Origin of the sequence: Vibrio eleionomae (genome assembly GCF_009874545.1) — a bacterium.
Taxonomy (GTDB): domain Bacteria; phylum Pseudomonadota; class Gammaproteobacteria; order Enterobacterales; family Vibrionaceae; genus Vibrio; species Vibrio nitrifigilis.
This window is the reverse complement of the sequence record NZ_WEKT01000041.1, coordinates 1-18,020: the sequence shown is the minus strand read 5'-3', so window position 1 is coordinate 18,020 and position 18,020 is coordinate 1. Positions and strand designations below refer to the sequence as shown.

The following is an 18,020-nucleotide window of genomic DNA, read 5'->3' as shown; positions in this document are numbered from 1 at the left end:
GTCATTAATACCTGTTTGCCACCGTCGATCCGCGGTGGCCTTTTTCTTATTTCCCCAGCGTTGAACATGACGTTGTTACTTCGGTGAACGGATAATTATTGGGAGATAACGCATGGATAAGATGTGATGGTGAGGTGAATAAATGGAACTAAATACAGAGATTGCTGAGCAGATTGTTTACCATGCTCAGCGTGTTATTCAATACCCAATTAATGTGATGGATGCCGATGGGTTGATCATTGCATCAACCAATCCATCGCGTAAGTATCAAAAGCATAGTGGCGCCGTTGTTGCGATAAGCCAGCGTACCATTGTAGAAATCGATGATGTTACAGCGCAAAACATGCGAGGCACACAGCCCGGAGTAAATTTACCAATTATGTTCAAAAACACCATTATCGGGGTGATTGGTATTTCTGGCCCGCCTAATGACATTCGCCATCTGGGTGAGCTTGTCAAAATGGCGGCTGAGATGACAGTAGAGCATGAGTATGTGGTTGAACAGAGTCATTGGAAGGATCAACGCCGAAAGGACTTATTACTGCAATGGATTGATCAGCAAGCTGATTTCGATATGGTTGAATCTCAGGCTATCCCACTGAAAATCGATTTATATGCGGGCTACGTTGTGTGTCTATTGGAAACGAAAAATAGTGACCAACTGAATGTCGTGCACAATTTGGTGAAAAGATGGAATCGAGAACGGTTATCTGTTGAATTAACAAAATACCGCTTGTTGTTATTGTTACAGCATTCAGAAACCAATAGCGATTGGCATCAAATTCAGCGTGTTATTGACATTGATGACACGATTGATTTTCCGGTGTATGGCTCACTAGGCAAACATTATTCACACCCTAAGGAGCTATTTGCCTCATATCAAAGTGCGCTCGCAGCGCTCAATAGCGGTAAAAAGTTACTTAAAAACCAACGCTACTTTGAATTTGACCAAGTGACACTACCCGCGATTCTAGACAACGAGCGTAAACAGTGGCAACAGCAGTTGTTATTTGAACCGGTTCGCCGTGTCGATGAGATGGATCCTGTGTTAAAAAAAACATTACTCTGTTGGTTTGAAAACAACCTCGACAGTGCTAAGACTGCGGAACAGTTATATATTCATCGCAATTCGCTGCGATATCGACTGAATAAAATCAGTGACATATGCCATCTTGATCTCAGTAATTACCAAGACCGAGTCTGGATATATTTGAGCCTGATTCTCTCTCCAACAGCAGCTTAGCATCGGATTAAGCCGTCTTCTTCTCCGTGGGGCATCATTCAACTTGTTAGTAAAATGGTGTCCAGATTCGCTCTGTTCTTTTCTATTATCTGCTGCATGCTTTTCTTATTCTTGTATTTGAAATAACAACAATCTGGTGTTGATTCTCGGCGTAGGGTGTTATCTACTGTAGCCATAACGATGTCATGATTTTCCAGGGAGGAGACAAGCGTTGAATACCTCAGTAAAAACTCACAATAAACCAATTATCATCGAGACAGGAAGTGCACCCGAGGTGATTAAATCTCGCTTTTTAAGTTTGGCGGATTGGTTTTATCAAGCTTTGGGGCTTGAGGAAAGCGATGTCGAGATTATTCGCGTGTATTTAGATGAACCATTACCTGAACCGAGTAAGGACCGGTTAGTAGTCATTACTGGCTCGTGGGCAATGGTCACCGATCATGAACCTTGGAGTGAACGCACGGCTGAGTGGATTAAAAAAGCGGTTGATGCTGAAATGCCATTGTATGGTGTTTGCTATGGGCATCAGCTTATGAGTTATGCGTTAGGTGGTGAAGTGGATTACTTCCCTAAGCAAAAAGAGATTGGTTGTTTACCGGTGACATTAAACGAAACAGCCCAACAAGACCCTCTCCTCAGTCATTTGCCTACTCAATTTAAAGCGCATTTAACTCATTCTCAACGGGTCACAGTGGTACCAGAAGGTGCACAAGTGTTAGCAGGATCAGAGCGCGATGGACATCAAATTATCCGTTATTCACCAACGGCGCTTTCGACTCAATTTCATCCGGAGTTTACACCTGAGCTTCTTCAAGCCGTAATTGAAACCAATCAGCACAAGCTTGAACAAGAAGGACAAGATATACCGACTTTATTAGCTGGATTGGAAGAGGCTGAATACGCACGAAGCATATTAGCTAAGTTTGTTGATTATTACTCTTAATGATATTCGAATCATTTGAATGTTTTCTTCAAATGAGTGGTTTCGAGTTCGTCTATTTACCTCGCTATAATTGTTAATGAGATCCCTGAGGGCGAATGCATTCTCGCTGAAATACCATCTTGAGGTGACTTGGGGATAACAACAACGAAGGAGTTATGATGAGCCAACAATCGTCTTATGTACCACCAAAAGTTTGGACACAACAAGGTGACAACGGTGGCGCATTCGCTAGCATTAATCGCCCAACGGCAGGAGCTAGATTTGAGAAAGCATTACCTGTTGGTAAGCATGCGTTACAACTTTACTCAATGGGAACGCCTAATGGCGTAAAAGTGACAGTGATGCTGGAAGAGCTGCTGGAGCTTGGTATTGACGACGCAGACTATGACGCTTATCTGATTAACATCAGTGAAGGGGATCAGTTTGGCAGCGGGTTTGTTGCAGCAAATCCAAATTCCAAGATTCCTGCTTTGATTGATCATTCTGGTCAAGAGCCTGTGCGTGTTTTTGAATCAGGGTCTATCTTGCTTTATCTTGCTGAAAAGTTTGGGCAATTATTACCAGATGGCATCCAAAAAGTAGAATGTATGAACTGGTTATTTTGGCAAATGGCGAGCGCGCCTTTTGTGGGTGGTGGCTTTGGCCATTTCTACAACTACGCGCCGGAAAAGCTAGAATACCCAATTAACCGTTACACCATGGAGACCAAACGCCAATTGGATGTATTAGATCAGCAACTGGCGCAACATCAATATGTAGCGGGTGATGAGTATACGATAGCGGATATTGCTATCTGGCCGTGGTATGGCGCATTGGTATTGGGTGAGCTTTATGGTGCAGCTGAATTTCTCGATGTAAAAAGTTACCCGCATGTTATTGTCTGGGCAGAAAAAATCGCGACACGTCCAGCGGTGAAACGTGGTAGCCGAGTGAACCGCACTTGGGGTGAAGAGCCGTTGCCAGAAAGGCATAGCCGAGACGATTTTTAACCTGTCGGATATAAGTGAAAATGGTCTGCTGATGCAGGCCATTTTTATGTTAGAAACCAAACGAGCTTAAAGGTCAATGTGCGTAAGAGGATAGCTCGTAAGAGATGAGTTCTTTATTGATTGGGCAGCGATTATGTTCGCACAGATGTTGCGCTGCTACATTGTCTTTCTCAGCGACAACGACAATTCGTTGCGCATGAATGTCTTTTGCGTATTCGGCAGCATGTTTCAGTAATGCTGATGCAATTCCTTGCCGCCGAGCTTCATTGACAACAAACATATCGCGCATGATCAGGATGCGACCAGCGGTCATTGAAGAGTAGGTGGGATAAAGCTGAACATAACCTAAGTACTTTTTCTCGGTGGTAACCGCAGCAAAAATGACAGATTCTTGTTTCATTAACCGTGCGGTTAAATATTGCTCTGCTGTTTGTAGATTACTTTGTTGGTGATTGAGTAAGCGAAATTGATCGAACAGTGGAGCAATAGCCTTAGCTTGAGCTGGCACCACTTGTGAGATCGTGAATGACATGAAATAGCCCCCTTTAAACATCAGTCATCTTGGGTACATTATAGAAGTTATAAAATGTGCTTAAAATAAGTACAAGGAATCAGTTATGACTTTGGGAGATAAAACTTATTGATTGCAATGAATTTATATCCAAGTCTCTTTTTTGATTTTGGCAATCATTCACTCACTTGCTATAGTGCGCCCTGCAAAAGTTTATTTGAGCCGTTAGGCCGGTCGATACACATGAGGTCATAGTTGTGTTTAGCACCATTAAGTTTGTCATTATTACTAATGTTATTATCTATCTCGCTGTGTTCGCAGAAGAAACATTGCTTGGTGTGTTATCACTACACCATGTAGTTGATTACGCATTTATCACCCTAGTCATTTCATGGGGCAGTGCTGCGCTGCTGCACATGTCATTGCCTTTTCAATCCAGTAAAAAAGGTAAAGTGTCACTCTTAAAGCGTGATGAAGTCATGAACGCGAAGAAAAATGTCTTAGAGGCGCAGAAAGAAGAATCAACATCTACCATGGCAACTATTATCAAACTGGCCTGGGCCGGCGTGCCATCGCTCATTTTTGTACTAATCTATCACTTTCTTTTTTAATCATTTTTCTGTCATCTAACCATAATATTGAGAACGCACACTGAAGCAATTTTTAGAAAATTGTTTCAGTTGATGAAAGTTCAATCAACATCGACACATTTCTTTCATAAGCGAATGGTATACGTAAGGGTATCGCGCAGACGTCAATAACGATCATAAAACTTTATAGGAGACGTCACGCCTATTACCCATTACTAGAGGTTTATGATGTATTTGTCCCTTATTCATAGAGTCATTGCGGGTTTCGCAGTGGTTATTTTATTTGTGTTGGGCATTAGCGTGTCAGCGTATGTTTCACAAGTCAGAATGGCTGAGCAACTCAAATTGACGTCATCAACGTTAACGGGGTTACTCGATAGTTCTAATACCGTGTTATTAGACATCCAAAATATTAACCGTTTAACCTTATTCCACGCCAACGAGTTAGACCCTCAGAAGAGACGACGTCTGGTGAACGAATATCACCAAGCAGTGCAACATTACCAAGAATCCTACCAAGCATTGACCCATCAAATAGAGGGGTATCCGCAGCTTTTGCATAAAGTAAAACAAGTCGGTACAGAAGCGAATTACTTGATTAAAGAATCGAACCAGCATTTAGACATTCAAGAACAGCGCGCAGCAGCGAAACAGGCTTCTGAAGATGAACTGTCTAAGTTTGAATCTGGTTGGCAAAATCTTGAACGCGATCTTACGGCATTGAATTCCGAAGCCGAATGGAATAATCAAGAACTGGTTGTGATTGATTTAGATGTTGCCGAAGCAAAAGGGAAGAGTGTTGAAAACCTGCTACAAAAAGCATTACTGGTGGATGATGATCAAGCAATACATTCATTAACAAAGCAAATTAAACAGCACCAACAGATGTTTAAAGAAAAGCTGACTGACGTCATCAAAGAAATGCCGGACAGCAAAAAAACATTGCAAGGTTATGTCGACTTATTGAATCGTACCGTGCTAAGTCCAGACGGTTTAATGCAACAACATCTTAAGTCACTCAATTTGCAACGTGAAAGCAGTGCCAAGTTAGAGCTAATTGGCCAGAACATGGACAACATTGTGATTGAAGCGGGGGATGTGACCGCTCGAATCAGAGCCTTATCGGACTCTGCTCGCCAGTATGCAGAACAGCAATCAACTTATTCAATGGCCACCAATATCACATTGTCGATAGTCGCTGTTATTGTTGCTGCATTAGTGGCAACCACCGTAGTATTTTCAGTGAAAAAGCCACTTGTGGTTATCACTCGGGCCTTGAATGAACTGACCAATGGCAACTTATCATGGAAGATAACCCAATCATTTCGTTCTGAAATGGGCAAGGTGGTTCGTGATATCAATCATCTTGGAGAACAATTACACAATGTGATTGGTTCAGTTCAACATTCGGCCCAAATGGTCAACAAAGTTGCAGCGGACAGTTTTGAAATGAGTAATAAAACCAGTCAAGACTTAGCCGAACAGCGCAAGAAAACGGATTCTATCGCAACGGCTGTAACGCAAATGGAATCTGCGGTCGAAGAGGTGACTCATCATGCCGTAGATGCGAGCAGTGAAGTTGAGAAAGTGACGGTGTTAGCCAATGAGAACATTGACAATATGCAAGATAATTTGGCCTTTATCCGTTCGTTGAAAACCTCGCTTGATGGGGCGTCTGACCTCATCCAGGAACTGGCGAATGAAACTCAAGAAATTAGCCAAGTGATCGAAGTGATTCAGAGTATTTCTGAACAAACGAATCTTTTGGCATTGAACGCTGCCATTGAAGCGGCCCGTGCGGGAGAAAATGGCCGAGGCTTTGCTGTCGTCGCCGATGAAGTACGCTCGCTGGCAAGTCACTCGCGCCGTTCTGCTGATGATATTAATCACAAGATTGCCGAACTTCAGGAGAAGGCTCGGCAAGCCGTAGCCATGATGGAAAGCAACCAATCTTACGCCGATCAATCGGTTACGCAGACTCATGACACCCACGAGTCACTGAGTGTCATGATTAAACGCCTGCACAATATTAACGAAATGAGTCGTTCAATTGCCACAGCATGTGAGCAGCAGAATGTCGTAACAAAAGATGTGGCAGAGCACATCGTGCATATTTCGGATATGGCGGTAAGTTTGGCAGACGATGCTCAAACATTAGCCACTAACAGCCATTCCTTAAATGAGCTTGCCACTGAACAAAGCCAACTGGTCGCAAAATTTACGATCTAATTATTGCGCGTTAGCGATAAGCAATGAAAAGCTATGACTTAATAAGAGCAAATGATACCGATCATTTGCTCTTTTGGTTTGGTAGTAAGATATTGGTTTTAAATAGGTTAATGAAAAATTTCTGATTTAATGCTGCTAAAAAAAGCGCACCGTATGATTATATTTTGCTGCAACATAATATTCTAGTTGGCTACCTTTTAACCATAGGCTATGCTCGATAATGAATACCATACAGTGTTTATCCGCTAATAATGAATAAAAATACAATAATAATTGTTGATTATTCAGTTTGGGTGTTGTTAGAATGCGGCTATGCACTGAGGGAAGTGCACATGAATAACATTGCAGACGCATTAAAAACAACAACATAAACAGAATAAGAGTGACTAAAATGAAAAAATCACTGTTTGCCGTATTACTTGCAGGGATCGCATTATCTACATCTAGCTTCGCTGCAGAAAAAGTTCGTCTAGGCGTTGAACCTGGTTATGCACCATTCGAATACAAAAAACCGGATGGTACATTAGCTGGCTTCGACATCGATTTAGGTAAAGAAATTTGTCAACGTATCCAAGCTGATTGTACTTGGGTTCAAAGCGATTTCGATGGTTTGATTCCTGCTCTGAAAGCGAAGAAAATCGATGCGATCCTTTCGTCTATGTCGATCACTCCAGCACGTCAAAAGCAGATTGCTTTCTCTGATAAGTTATATGGCACACCTGCTCGTTTAGTGACTGCCAATAATGTAGATTTGAAACCTACAGCGGAGTCTTTGCAAGGCAAACGTGTTGGTGTATTCCAAGGGACAACCGCTGAAACCTATGCTAAAGAACAATGGCTGAAAAAAGGGGTTGATGTGGTGACTTACCAAAGCCAAGACCTTATCTATGCAGATTTAGTGAATGGTCGCCTTGACGCAGCATTCCAAGATGCAGTCGCGGCAAATGATGGTTTCTTGAAACGTCCTGTTGGCAAAAGCTTCCACTTTAGCGGACCTGAAGTAAATGATGAACAATACTTTGGCGTTGGTGCGGGCATTGGTTTTCGTAAAGAAGACGGTGCTTTAAAAGACAAAGTGAATAAAGCATTGGCCGATATGCTTGCTGATGGCACGTACGACAAGATAGCTAAACAATACTTCGACTTCGATATTTACGGTAAATAAACGAAGCGAATGGTTAGATTGATATTGAAAGCAGCGCCTGTGAAGCGCTGCTTTTTTATATAACTCGCTCCTATGCGGCATCATTGCTCTTCAACATAGAACGACTCCCTCTTCAAAGCAGATCTTCAGAGCGACATTCTTTTCGCTAAACCTTAATCCTGACGAGACTTAGGTATCATCGGATTAACTTAGGTTATTTTCCATCAGCATAATCCACTCTATCAGTTGATCTTGCTGCGTTTGCGTGACACCTTGAGTCATCTTTTCCGACACCTGTTGACGAATAAGCTTTATGTCGGCAAAGCATTCTTGCCCTTCAGTAGTGAGCGTCAGGATATATTGGCGTTTATCTAGCTCATCTTGTTGCCGAATGACATATTCCAGCTTAATCAGCTCATTAATTAATCGAGTAATTTGTGCTTTGTCTTTTTGCGTGGCAACAACAACGTCATGAGCTGTGCACGCGGTATTTTCGGCTATTTTTTGCAGGACTAGACTTTGAAAGAACGTAAGAGTAATGCCTTTTTTTACCAATAACTTAGATATGTTTTCTCGCATGCACTGGGTAAGGTGGGCGATGTGGTGTTCTAAACTACTACTTTTCATAAGGTTGATAGTGTCAACTAATTAACATATAGTTGACTATATCAACCAATTACAAAAGATACAAAATGAATTTAAAGAAAGTCGCCATCACACTACCTGCTCCTATCTGTATTGTGAGTACACTCTCACTGTTTATGACCTATATTAACCATGGTTTCAGTGACGATTTCCTTGCTCAATGGCTTAAAGCGTTAGCGTTCTCATTAATCATCATGCTGCCTTTAGCTGGTCTACTGATCATGAAAATCGGTAAGTTTGTGGAAACACGCTTTGGTCATATTAAACCGCTTTATCAAAAGTTGATTCAATGCGCCGGTATTGCATTTACGTTAGAGGCTATTCTAGCGGTTATATCGACACTTTCGACTACTCATCCTCATGATATAGCGCAGTTTTTTACTACATGGTCGTTTACTTTGGTCCGTGCCTTGCCTTTGGGCTATGTGATCGCAATGATCATGGTATTTATTGTGAAGCCTAAAATTCAGCGTGCACTTGCTGCCGCTGCATAATATTTGAATTTTCGACCCAAATAAAAGCACATATTGTGCTTTTATTTGGTGATATGGGCGGTAAAGCTACAGGGCTCCTTCTGTTTCGAAAACATTGTCTTGGGGATCTTTAGTATCCCCGCCAGAGCTCTGAACTAAATGATCTGTAGTGTCCATCCACTGTTTTACTTCAACATTCGTTGTTGTTGCTGAAAGTCCAGCGAGAGTGTTATCAGAAACGGTAGGTGTGGCATATTCGATAGACCACAAATAGAGCCAGATTGCAGCGCTGTGTTTTTGCGATTGTTGAGTTTGATCAAAATATGAAGTTTTTTCCTCTTCGAACGCTACCGAGTTTTGTAATTCGGTATTTTCATCCCCCACAAAAAGAGTAGAGGTCACAAGTGAAGTTCGATAAGAATCAATAGCAATGTCTGCTGCTTTTAAGCGTTTTACGATCTCACGTGCTTTTTCTCCAACCCATTCCCCATCTAGATAACTTTTCGCATAGTTGGAGTAAAAAGGATCGAGTAAAGAGACACGGCCAGGTACTTCGTTACTATTAATATCACCTGCATCTGCAAGTTGAACCAACTGATCAGCAAGGCGCAAAGCCAATTGGTTGCCTAAACTGTGTCCTGCTAATCGAATGTCACTGCCTTGATATCCAGCCATAGCCGCTTCATATTTAGCAAGCAGGAGCTCGGTTACGTTTTGATCTGGGCCTGAATGGTAAGTGCCTTCACTATCGATCCAGCGCATTGCTTGGTTACCTTCTGTTGACCAAATTTTTGCTTCAGCATCTTTGACCTCTGATTCATCGGCAAATTGATCCCAATACAAAAGACCGACATTGTAGCCAGCACTAATCCAGCTGTTGGCAAAGTCTTTATCTGGCCAGCCATTTGAGTCATCTTCATAGAAGGTTTGTCTATCTTGATCCGTAATACTGCCGTTTTGCCACCCATGAATTAAAATGAGGGTCGGTTTTTCTGGGTCGTAATAAGTGCTGCCATCTTGAGTACTGGATGATGCTTCTTCATATTGGTTGTCGGCACCAAACCAATACAAACCATAACTGAGTTCATCAAAGCTAGACTGAGGGAAAACCCCTGTTCGAGCGAAAACACTAAAGCAAACACAAGTACCAAATATCAAAGTGATAATCTGTTTAATCATATTAGTTAGTCCTTTAATTCATATCATTCAATAAGACCAATCTAATGAATGGTCTTATTGAATGATATGCATATTGGATTGCGCTAAACTACATGAAAACATGAGCAATGGAATGAAGGTTTCATCTCATTTTAAAATCATCACCGATATGTCGGTGTCATTCAATATTCGCGTTGTATGACTACCAAACATCATATTATGAATTTTTGAATGACTATATGCGCCCATGACTAACAGATGAATGTCATTAAGTAATTGATAGTCAGTGAGTGCGTGGGGCAGGTCTCCATCGAGATGGGCGGTAAAGACATTAAACCCAGCATTGACTAAGCGGTGGGTGGCTCTCTCAAAGGCTTCATACTCATTGTGATGCCCATGGACCATAACTAAGTGACAAGTCAAATTGGTCAATATAGGTGAAGCAATGACTTTATCTAGCATGTCTTCTGCATGTGGAGAACCATCAAATGCCAGCATAAAGCTATGAGGAGCAATAAATTCGTTACTGGCAATAAGTGTATGGATGTCCAATGTCCGTAATAGGGGTTCGATATGATGGCCAATATGATGGGGCATTGCATCATTAGTATGGCCGGATTTACCCAATACTAAGGTCCTAATCTCTAAATCGTGCTCTTTTAACGTATCAATAAGATGTCCGTGAAAGTACTGCTGTGAAATATTGGTCAACCCTTGTGATTTTAGCTTTATTTGCAACTCATCTAGTAATTGCTGACTTTGGATGATTTGATTATGCGACCGCGCTAAGGCAGAGTCTGTCCAAGATTGAACTAACTCCTCATGGGCACCTAACCCCATATAATGGGATAGGTCGGGTTCTGCGAATATATCATCATCATCCATGACATGGACTAATCGCAGTGGGGCCTTGAGTTTATGTGATGCCCAAGCGGCAAGTTCTGTGATGGGTTCACAGTAATGTTGTTCTTCCACACAGGCAGTGACATAACGCTGCATATCGTATCCTTACTCTGACTGCTCTATTTATAACCATAGCTATGAAATGCTCTTTAGCAACAGTAAAGCGTTTTTGGTCCAAATGAGTCAGGTTTTCTTTTGTAACGAAACAATTGCACCTTATCTGACCAAGTGGTCAGATAAATGCACAAATTAAGTTCAATCCAGAATGAGAAACGGTCAAGGCGAAAATTTAATGAGCGGTTTATTTTATTTAAGTACATGAATATTAGTATTTTTATGTAATTTGTTATCAGTTAACTATCATCTTAGCAATATGGCACGGTCTATGCGTAAATTGTATACAATCCAGACATAGAACACTGAGGAATACAGAATGAAAGGAATCGTAATTGGTGCGGGGATGGGCGGAATGTCAGCTGCCGCTGCGTTGAAGAAGCAAGGTATTGAGTGCGATGTGTTTGAAGCGGTCAAAGAAAATAAACCGGTAGGCGCTGCCATCTCTGTATGGTCTAACGGCGTGAAATGCATGAATTATTTGGGCATGGGAGAAATTATGGATCGACTGGGTGGTCCTATGCATAACATGGCTTACATTGATGGGCTTAATGGCCAAGTGATGACTCAGTTCAGTTTAAAACCGTTAGTGAAAGAAGTAGGAGAGCGTCCTTGTCCTGTCTCTCGTGCGGACTTGCAGGCGAGTATGATTGATTGGTGGGGCAGAGACAAAGTGCAATTTGGTAAGGTGGTTGAGCGTGTTGAACAAGACGATGCAGGTGTTACAGCTTATTTTACTGACGGTGGCGTAGAAAAAGCCGATTTTTTAATTGCCGCTGATGGGACTCACTCAGTGGTTCGTCCTTATGTTATCGGATATCAACCCGAGCGACGCTATGCTGGGTATGTCAACTGGAATGGTTTGGTAGAGATTGATACGAATATTGCATCCGCGGACCAATGGACAACGTTCGTTGGAGAAGGAAAGCGCGTCTCTATGATGCCAATTGCGGACAACCGTTTTTATTACTTTTTTGATGTGCCATTGGTTAAGGGATTAGAAGAAGACCGTGCTTCGGCCAAATCTGATTTAGCGCGTTATTTTTCGGGTTGGGCTGAACCAGTGCAAACGTTGATTAAAGCGATCGATAGTGACGCGGTTAATCGTATTGAAGTTCATGATATTGAACCTTTCCCTACGCTAGTTAAAGGGCGTGTTGCACTATTAGGTGATGCTGGCCACAGTACGACGCCTGATATCGGTCAAGGCGGCTGCGCAGCATTTGAAGACGCGGTGGTACTATCTGAAGTGTTGCAAGATTCAGGTGACATAATCGCAGCGTTAAAGAGTTATGAAGCCCAGCGAGCAGGGCGAGTTAAAGACTTAGTGCTAAAAGCGCGTAAACGTTGTGATGTGACTCATGGCAAAGAGATGAGTAAAACACAAAGTTGGTATGCTGAGCTCAAGCAAGAGACAGGCGAGCATATTATGGAGGGTCTTAAAGTGACGATTCAAGGTGGTCCGCTCGGTTAAGTTAGCGGTTATTGCTTTTGTAAAGACATCCCATTTTTGTTGAAAAGATGGGATGTAATATCCCAAACACCTCAAAATGTAATTTGCGAACTCTTGTAGTGCAAAATATCCGTCAATATTCTGCTTTTCTCTCGTAACTTCAGCCGTTATACACCAAAATGATCTCACGTAATCAGGAGGATTACGCTGTAATAAGGAGAGCCAATGGAACTTAACATCTATCAAGTCGATGCGTTTACCTCTCAGCCATTTTCAGGGAATCCGGCCGGCGTTTGCATTACCCAATCTCCTTTAGAGGAATCTCTGATGTTAGCAATAGCAAAAGAGATGGCACTATCTGAAACTGCATTTTTGGATACAAGCACCATGATATTGCGCTGGTTTACACCAGAGATCGAGGTGGCTCTGTGTGGACACGCAACATTAGCTACGGCACATGTCATGAAAGAATCAGGGTTAGCGAGTGTTGGTGACATCGTTGAATTCAATACTCAGTCTGGGGTGTTGCAGGCTAAATTGGAAGACCAGCAAATTATCTTAGATTTTCCCGCTGCTGAATTGTTACCTGCCGAAGTGGCTCAGGAGAAATTGACCTTGTTAACGATAGATGCGAAAGAGGTCGTAAGTTACCAGCAGTTTGCTAGTAAAGACTTGATTCAAATAGAGAGCGTGCAGTCATTGCGCGCTTTAACTCCAAGTTTTGAAAGATTAAAGCAATTTCCTGGCAGAGGCGTGGTTGTCACTGCGCCAGCTGATGACCCCGAGCTTGATTTTGTATCACGCTATTTCGCGCCTTGGGTTGGTGTTAATGAAGATCCTGTGACTGGGACTGCACATTGTGCGTTAGCTGTGTATTGGTCTCCGCTTCTCAATAAAACACGTATGCGTGGCTATCAAGCGTCAACACGAGGTGGATATGTTGAGATGGAATATTGCCACACAAACAAACGTGTGAAGTTGTATGGTTCAGCACATACAGTCATTAAAGGGGTCTTGTTCGTTTAGTCATCGTAAACGGCTAGCAGGATAGTGTTCCCGCATAAAATCGATGAATAACCGCACGGCTTTCGGCGTGTGTTTTTGTTGCGGATAGAACATATGCCAACTTAAAAACGGATGGCAATATTCTCTTAACAATGGGATAAGTTGTCCGTTATCAAACCAAGGTTGTAATACATTTTCTTCCCACAAAATGATGCCGCCCCCTTTTAACGCAGAAGAAAGCAGTAATGATCGAGAGGTTGAAGTTAGAGGGCCATCAACTCGATAAGATTGCCAGTGCCCATCAATAAAAAATTCCCAACGATAAACGCTATTGTCGCTAAGAAAGCGCCAATTAAGGCAGCGATGACGTCGTAATTCATTTGGATGTGAAGGGATGCCATATTGATCAATGTAATTTGGGCTCGCAGCAGCCACTAATTGAGTCTCTGGCATTAACGGATAGGCAATCATATCTTTTTGTACGTATTCGCCCAAACTAATGCCCAAATCAAAGCCATTCTCGACAATATCGATAATTTTATCTTCGACCACAATATCTAACACAATGTTGGGGAACGTCTGGTGGAATTGTCCAATGATCGGTTCCAAAAGCAAACGAGCGGCTGAGCTAGTGGTATGAATGTTGACTTTACCCGCAGGGTCTTTTTTCTGAGATTTTAATTCACTAAAGGTTGCTTCTATCTCTGATAAAGCCGGGCCCACTTTGGTTATGAGTGCTTGGCCTTCAGTGGTTAATGAAACACTGCGGGTGGTACGGTTAAACAGCCTGATATCGAGTTTCTGTTCTAAACGACGGATGATTTGACTGACTGCTGATGGCGTCATTTTTAAGTGGCGCGCGGCATTCGCAAAGCTACCATGTTGTGCGACAGCTAAGCACGTTTTTAAATCTGAATATTCACTACTTTTCATAATTATCCATTTTAACCTTACTAATTCGATAAGATTATGCGGCATTAATTAATAAATACAAGCATGGCACACTGGTTTCCTCATTACGAAGAAGACAAGGAACCAATAAGATGAATTCAGTAAGACAGCTAGGTAACCAAGGTTTATGCGTGTCCGCTTTAGGATTAGGTTGTATGGGAATGAGTCATGCTTATGGCGAATCTGATGATAGGGAATCAAAACAAGCACTAGATTATGCGGTGAACCATGGTATTACGATGCTTGATACCGCTGAATTTTATGGACCATATACCAATGAAAAGCTACTTGGTCATTGGTTGTCGCAATCAAATGTTCAGCGTGAAGACATTGTGTTAGCCACTAAGTTTGGTTTCGATAACTTGCAAGTTAGAGCATCGGGATTGGATAGTCGTCCGGAACATATTCGTCGTGTTATTGATGAATGTTTGCAGCGATTAGGGACGGATTACATCGACATTTTCTATCAACACAGAGTTGATCCTGATGTCCCGGTTGAAGAAGTGGCTGGGACAGTGGGTGATTTAGTGAAGCAAGGTAAAGTGAAATATTTTGGTATGTCAGAAGCAAGTTGCGTCAATATTAAACGTGCACATCAAGAGTACCCTGTGTCTGTGTTACAAAGTGAATACTCTATATGGGAGCGTGGTATCGAGCAGGATGTGTTACCACTGTTACGCGAACTCAATATAGGGTTAGTGCCCTTTAGTCCTTTAGGGCGAGGTTTTTTCACTGCTCAAGCCAAAAGTGCTGAGCAATATGGTCATCAAGACTTTCGTGCTTGGGGGGACCCACGCTTACAAGGTACAAATTATCAACATAACTTGCACCTTCTGGCGGCGATAAAAGAGATCGCCTTGCAATTAAATGCCTCTCCTGCTCAAGTCTCTCTAGCATGGTTACTTCATCAAGGAAACGATATTGTGCCGATTCCAGGCAGTCGTAAAATTGCTCATATTCAAGATAACTTGGGGGCGATCTCTTTGAATCTTAGTGATGCTCAACTGGCGTTATTGAATGGTTTAACCGCAGAGTTAGGCGTTGCTGGTGCTAGATACACGGATGATTTTCTCAAATACACCGATCACGTTTAATGTGAGCCCACGCTCATACTAAGGGCACAGACTATACCCATGGCATGAAACGTTATTTGGGTATAGTCATCAGTAGGTTATCAGTGATACAGTCTTGCCTTCTAAGTGACACTCATAAGGAGGTGAGTATGGAGTACACGCTTCGAGCTGCTGATAATAACGACATTGAGTTTTTAATTGCCCTAAGAGATACCACACTTAAAGGGTATTTGAGCGATATGGGAGCAGGAACGGATCGCAAATCGTACGTAGAGCGAGTGTTGCTGCATTATGATGCTGCTCAGATTGTAGAAGTAAATGGTCAGCGTGCTGGGTTATTTAAGGCCATTTATCGTGCGGAAAAAAATGAATGGTATGTGGTGCAAATTCAAATCCATCCTGACTTTCAAAACGGGAAAATTGGCAGTCGATTATTGAAAGGGTTAATTGAAAAAGCCAAGCTTCAAGGTGCCAATGTTGCATTAGGAGTATTAAAAACAAATCCTGCGCAAAATTTATACAAACGATTGGGTTTTAAAGTCGTTGGTGAGAATGAGTGGGAATATGAAATGTTGCTGACTCACGATCAATAACAAGATTTAATGGCAAGGGCTTATCTTGGCGTTATTGGTCATCATAACCCAAATCTGCCCTTGTCATTGTTATCGATTAAATCAGTGTCACAGCACCTTTTGATAAGCCTTCACTCACGCGTACGCGTACACTTGAAGCTTTAGATTGGTTTGATAGAACAATCTGTGCGATGTGCTTCGAAATATTTTCAATCGATGGTTCACCGGCAACGATTTCCAGCAGTTCATTGGGCAGTTGTACTTCAAATTGTCCCTGAGAGGCTGAGTAGCTAACGGTTGAGCGTTCTTCACCGTGCACAACATCACTTTCATTGAACAAGTGCTTACCGTTAAGGCGCTGAATCATCATCGCTTGGCTTTCAGCGCAAAGCTTACCATCAATTAAGATTTCTAATTCGGCACTATGACCGTGAATGATCCGTTGGCAGTTACCGTCATGAAGCTTTAATCCATGATTGTATTGGAAGCTTGCTTTACGGTTATGACTCAGTGTGAGTTCGAATTCAAACTCAGGCATCACTTCGTTAAATTTGTCGTGCAGGTACTGTTTGATGTCTTCAACGTAGTTTTCTGGGCCCGATTTGATCTCACAGAACATGCAGCGTGGACCTTTTACAGTAATGACACCGCTTGAAACGGGAAACTCACCTTGCCATTGGGATTCTAAATTGGTTAAAAATTTCGGATCGCACACTAAGCGGTGATCGACTTCGTTATCACAAATTGCTTTTAAACGCGGTTTGATCTTACCAAAGTCTGAAATCATGCCAGACTCATTCAGTTTACCTGTCACCATAACACTGAGAGAAACACTGTCACCACAGATCTCTAGGCCGTTGTAGACTGAAAAATCAATCGCAGTAAGATCATCAACATACATCGCAGTTTTCAAAACAATACCTCTTATTAAAATTAACCCGACGGTCAAACCCGAGCGAATTGTGGAGAATATAGGATTATTTTTCAAGTAGATTGTGATGAACAACACATTTTTATCCGCTTACCGACCTGTTTATTGTGACTAACTTTGCTCAGTGATAAGACCAAGAGTGTCAACATATCCTTACAATGAAGCATTTGGGTAAAGCTCTGTCACTCGCTTTTGACGATAATAAAGCATGCTAGAATCCGCGCAGCAACACGTTGGCGATAATGGTGTATCGCTAACGATAATGGATTAATTCGCTCTGGTGAGGCTTTTAGGCCGTTTACCGCTGCCAGAGTATAGGAAAGGGATGCAAATATGCTAAGTCAAAGTAAACTCGCCATTATTGGTATGGGGCATGTCGGTTGTGCATTAGCTCATCACCTCACCATTGAAAATCTTTGTGGGGAATTGGTACTTATTAATCGCCGCTCTGAGAAAGCGTGGGCAGAAGCCGAAGATTTAAAACACTCGTTAGGATTTTCCGAAAATCGGATGCGAATTTATGCGGGTGATTATCAAGATTGCTCGGATGCAGATATCGTTGTGTTGTCTGTGGCTGCACCTTATAAAGAAGGTAATACCCGCTTAGACATGCTAGAAAAAGCGACCGATATTGTACAAGAGATTGTGCCTCAGGTGATGGCTAGTGGGTTCTCCGGTATTTTCATCGTTATTACCAATCCAGTCGATGCGATCACCTATCTCGTTCACAAATTGTCTGGTTTACCCTCACACCGAGTGATAGGTACGGGCACATCTCTAGATTCAGCACGTTTGCGTTATTTCCTAGCCGATACCATGCAGGTGGATCCTCGCAGCGTTGAAGCGATGTGTTTGGGTGAACACGGTGATTCACAAATGATCCCGTGGAGCCAGGTGACTGTCGGTGCAAAACGTTTTCAGCAAATTTTGCATGATAATCCTGAGCGCTTGAAAGGGGTCGATATTAAAGAAGTGCAGCAAGAAATTAGTCAAATCGCTTATCAAGTAGTACGAGCTAAGGGGGCGACTGATTACGGAATCGCCGCTGTCGCTGCGCGCATGATTAATGCCATTGTGCGCGATGGTAATATCG

The 18,020-nt window shown here is 42.3% G+C and carries 18 protein-coding genes; 12 read left to right on the top strand and 6 right to left on the bottom strand.

The window, feature by feature from the left end:
• Positions 1 to 142: 142 nt before the first annotated feature.
• The 3 genes from F9817_RS17355 to yghU all read left to right on the top strand — a co-directional run bounded on the left by F9817_RS17355 (position 143) and on the right by yghU (position 3,175).
• A complete protein-coding gene (locus tag F9817_RS17355) occupies positions 143 to 1,243 on the top strand; it encodes a sugar diacid recognition domain-containing protein (protein WP_161157424.1) in 1,101 nt (366 codons plus the stop codon).
• A gap of 211 nt (positions 1,244 to 1,454) precedes the next feature.
• Complete coding sequence (locus F9817_RS17350) at positions 1,455 to 2,186, top strand: glutamine amidotransferase (protein WP_202436505.1); 732 nt, start codon at positions 1,455 to 1,457, stop codon at positions 2,184 to 2,186.
• Positions 2,187 to 2,341: 155 nt separating this feature from the next.
• Positions 2,342 to 3,175 carry a glutathione-dependent disulfide-bond oxidoreductase gene (gene yghU / locus F9817_RS17345; protein WP_408063539.1) on the top strand — a complete coding sequence of 278 codons (834 nt, stop codon included), beginning with the start codon at positions 2,342 to 2,344 and terminating at the stop codon, positions 3,173 to 3,175.
• Positions 3,176 to 3,248: 73 nt separating this feature from the next.
• On the opposite strand, the gene F9817_RS17340 is transcribed toward yghU, so the two are convergent.
• A complete protein-coding gene (locus tag F9817_RS17340) occupies positions 3,249 to 3,707 on the bottom strand; it encodes a GNAT family N-acetyltransferase (protein ID WP_161157423.1) in 459 nt (152 codons plus the stop codon).
• A 236-nt stretch (positions 3,708 to 3,943) separates the two neighbouring features.
• Between F9817_RS17340 and F9817_RS17335 the strand changes: the two genes are divergently transcribed.
• The 3 genes from F9817_RS17335 (at position 3,944) to F9817_RS17325 (ending at position 7,670) form a co-directional block, all read left to right on the top strand.
• Complete coding sequence (locus F9817_RS17335; RefSeq protein WP_161157422.1) at positions 3,944 to 4,297, top strand: hypothetical protein; 354 nt, start codon at positions 3,944 to 3,946, stop codon at positions 4,295 to 4,297.
• A gap of 204 nt (positions 4,298 to 4,501) precedes the next feature.
• Positions 4,502 to 6,505, top strand: coding sequence for a methyl-accepting chemotaxis protein (locus F9817_RS17330; RefSeq protein ID WP_161157421.1), 2,004 nt, complete (start codon positions 4,502 to 4,504; stop codon positions 6,503 to 6,505).
• Positions 6,506 to 6,896: 391 nt separating this feature from the next.
• Complete coding sequence (locus F9817_RS17325; RefSeq protein WP_161157420.1) at positions 6,897 to 7,670, top strand: ABC transporter substrate-binding protein; 774 nt, start codon at positions 6,897 to 6,899, stop codon at positions 7,668 to 7,670.
• Positions 7,671 to 7,853: 183 nt separating this feature from the next.
• Here the strand turns inward: F9817_RS17325 and F9817_RS17320 are convergent, their stop codons facing one another.
• Positions 7,854 to 8,276 (bottom strand): MarR family winged helix-turn-helix transcriptional regulator, encoded by a 423-nt coding sequence (locus F9817_RS17320; RefSeq protein WP_161157419.1) that lies wholly within the window; start codon positions 8,274 to 8,276, stop codon positions 7,854 to 7,856.
• Between the two features lie 65 nt (positions 8,277 to 8,341).
• Here F9817_RS17320 and F9817_RS17315 point away from each other — a divergent pair, with 65 nt between their 5' ends.
• On the top strand, positions 8,342 to 8,788 hold the full coding sequence (locus tag F9817_RS17315) for a DUF2798 domain-containing protein (RefSeq protein WP_161157418.1): 447 nt from the start codon (positions 8,342 to 8,344) through the stop codon (positions 8,786 to 8,788).
• A gap of 66 nt (positions 8,789 to 8,854) precedes the next feature.
• Here the strand turns inward: F9817_RS17315 and F9817_RS17310 are convergent, their stop codons facing one another.
• Both F9817_RS17310 and F9817_RS17305 read right to left on the bottom strand, forming a co-directional pair.
• Positions 8,855 to 9,946, bottom strand: a complete 1,092-nt coding sequence (locus F9817_RS17310; protein WP_161157417.1) for a hypothetical protein — start codon at positions 9,944 to 9,946, stop codon at positions 8,855 to 8,857.
• 126 nt (positions 9,947 to 10,072) lie between these two features.
• The gene (locus tag F9817_RS17305) at positions 10,073 to 10,924 is read right to left on the bottom strand and encodes a universal stress protein (protein WP_161157416.1); all 852 of its coding nucleotides are present in this window, start codon (positions 10,922 to 10,924) and stop codon (positions 10,073 to 10,075) included.
• A gap of 337 nt (positions 10,925 to 11,261) precedes the next feature.
• Between F9817_RS17305 and hpxO the strand changes: the two genes are divergently transcribed.
• Positions 11,262 to 12,416 (top strand): FAD-dependent urate hydroxylase HpxO, encoded by a 1,155-nt coding sequence (gene hpxO / locus F9817_RS17300; protein ID WP_161157415.1) that lies wholly within the window; start codon positions 11,262 to 11,264, stop codon positions 12,414 to 12,416.
• Positions 12,417 to 12,620: 204 nt separating this feature from the next.
• Positions 12,621 to 13,421 carry a PhzF family phenazine biosynthesis protein gene (locus F9817_RS17295; RefSeq protein ID WP_161157414.1) on the top strand — a complete coding sequence of 267 codons (801 nt, stop codon included), beginning with the start codon at positions 12,621 to 12,623 and terminating at the stop codon, positions 13,419 to 13,421.
• On the opposite strand, the gene F9817_RS17290 is transcribed toward F9817_RS17295, so the two are convergent.
• Positions 13,422 to 14,333, bottom strand: a complete 912-nt coding sequence (locus F9817_RS17290; protein ID WP_161157413.1) for a LysR family transcriptional regulator — start codon at positions 14,331 to 14,333, stop codon at positions 13,422 to 13,424.
• A 110-nt stretch (positions 14,334 to 14,443) separates the two neighbouring features.
• On the opposite strand from F9817_RS17290, the gene F9817_RS17285 reads away from it, so the two are divergent.
• Together F9817_RS17285 and F9817_RS17280 are read left to right on the top strand one after the other, a co-directional pair.
• On the top strand, positions 14,444 to 15,445 hold the full coding sequence (locus F9817_RS17285) for an aldo/keto reductase (protein ID WP_161157412.1): 1,002 nt from the start codon (positions 14,444 to 14,446) through the stop codon (positions 15,443 to 15,445).
• Positions 15,446 to 15,573: 128 nt separating this feature from the next.
• On the top strand, positions 15,574 to 16,017 hold the full coding sequence (locus F9817_RS17280) for a GNAT family N-acetyltransferase (RefSeq protein ID WP_161157411.1): 444 nt from the start codon (positions 15,574 to 15,576) through the stop codon (positions 16,015 to 16,017).
• Positions 16,018 to 16,093: 76 nt separating this feature from the next.
• On the opposite strand, the gene F9817_RS17275 is transcribed toward F9817_RS17280, so the two are convergent.
• Entirely contained in the window at positions 16,094 to 16,909 is an 816-nt protein-coding gene (locus F9817_RS17275) for a 6-carboxytetrahydropterin synthase (RefSeq protein WP_161157410.1), read from the bottom strand.
• Positions 16,910 to 17,260: 351 nt separating this feature from the next.
• Between F9817_RS17275 and F9817_RS17270 the strand changes: the two genes are divergently transcribed.
• Positions 17,261 to 18,020 (top strand): lactate/malate family dehydrogenase (locus F9817_RS17270; RefSeq protein WP_161157409.1); only part of this gene is annotated, 760 nt, incomplete at its 3' end.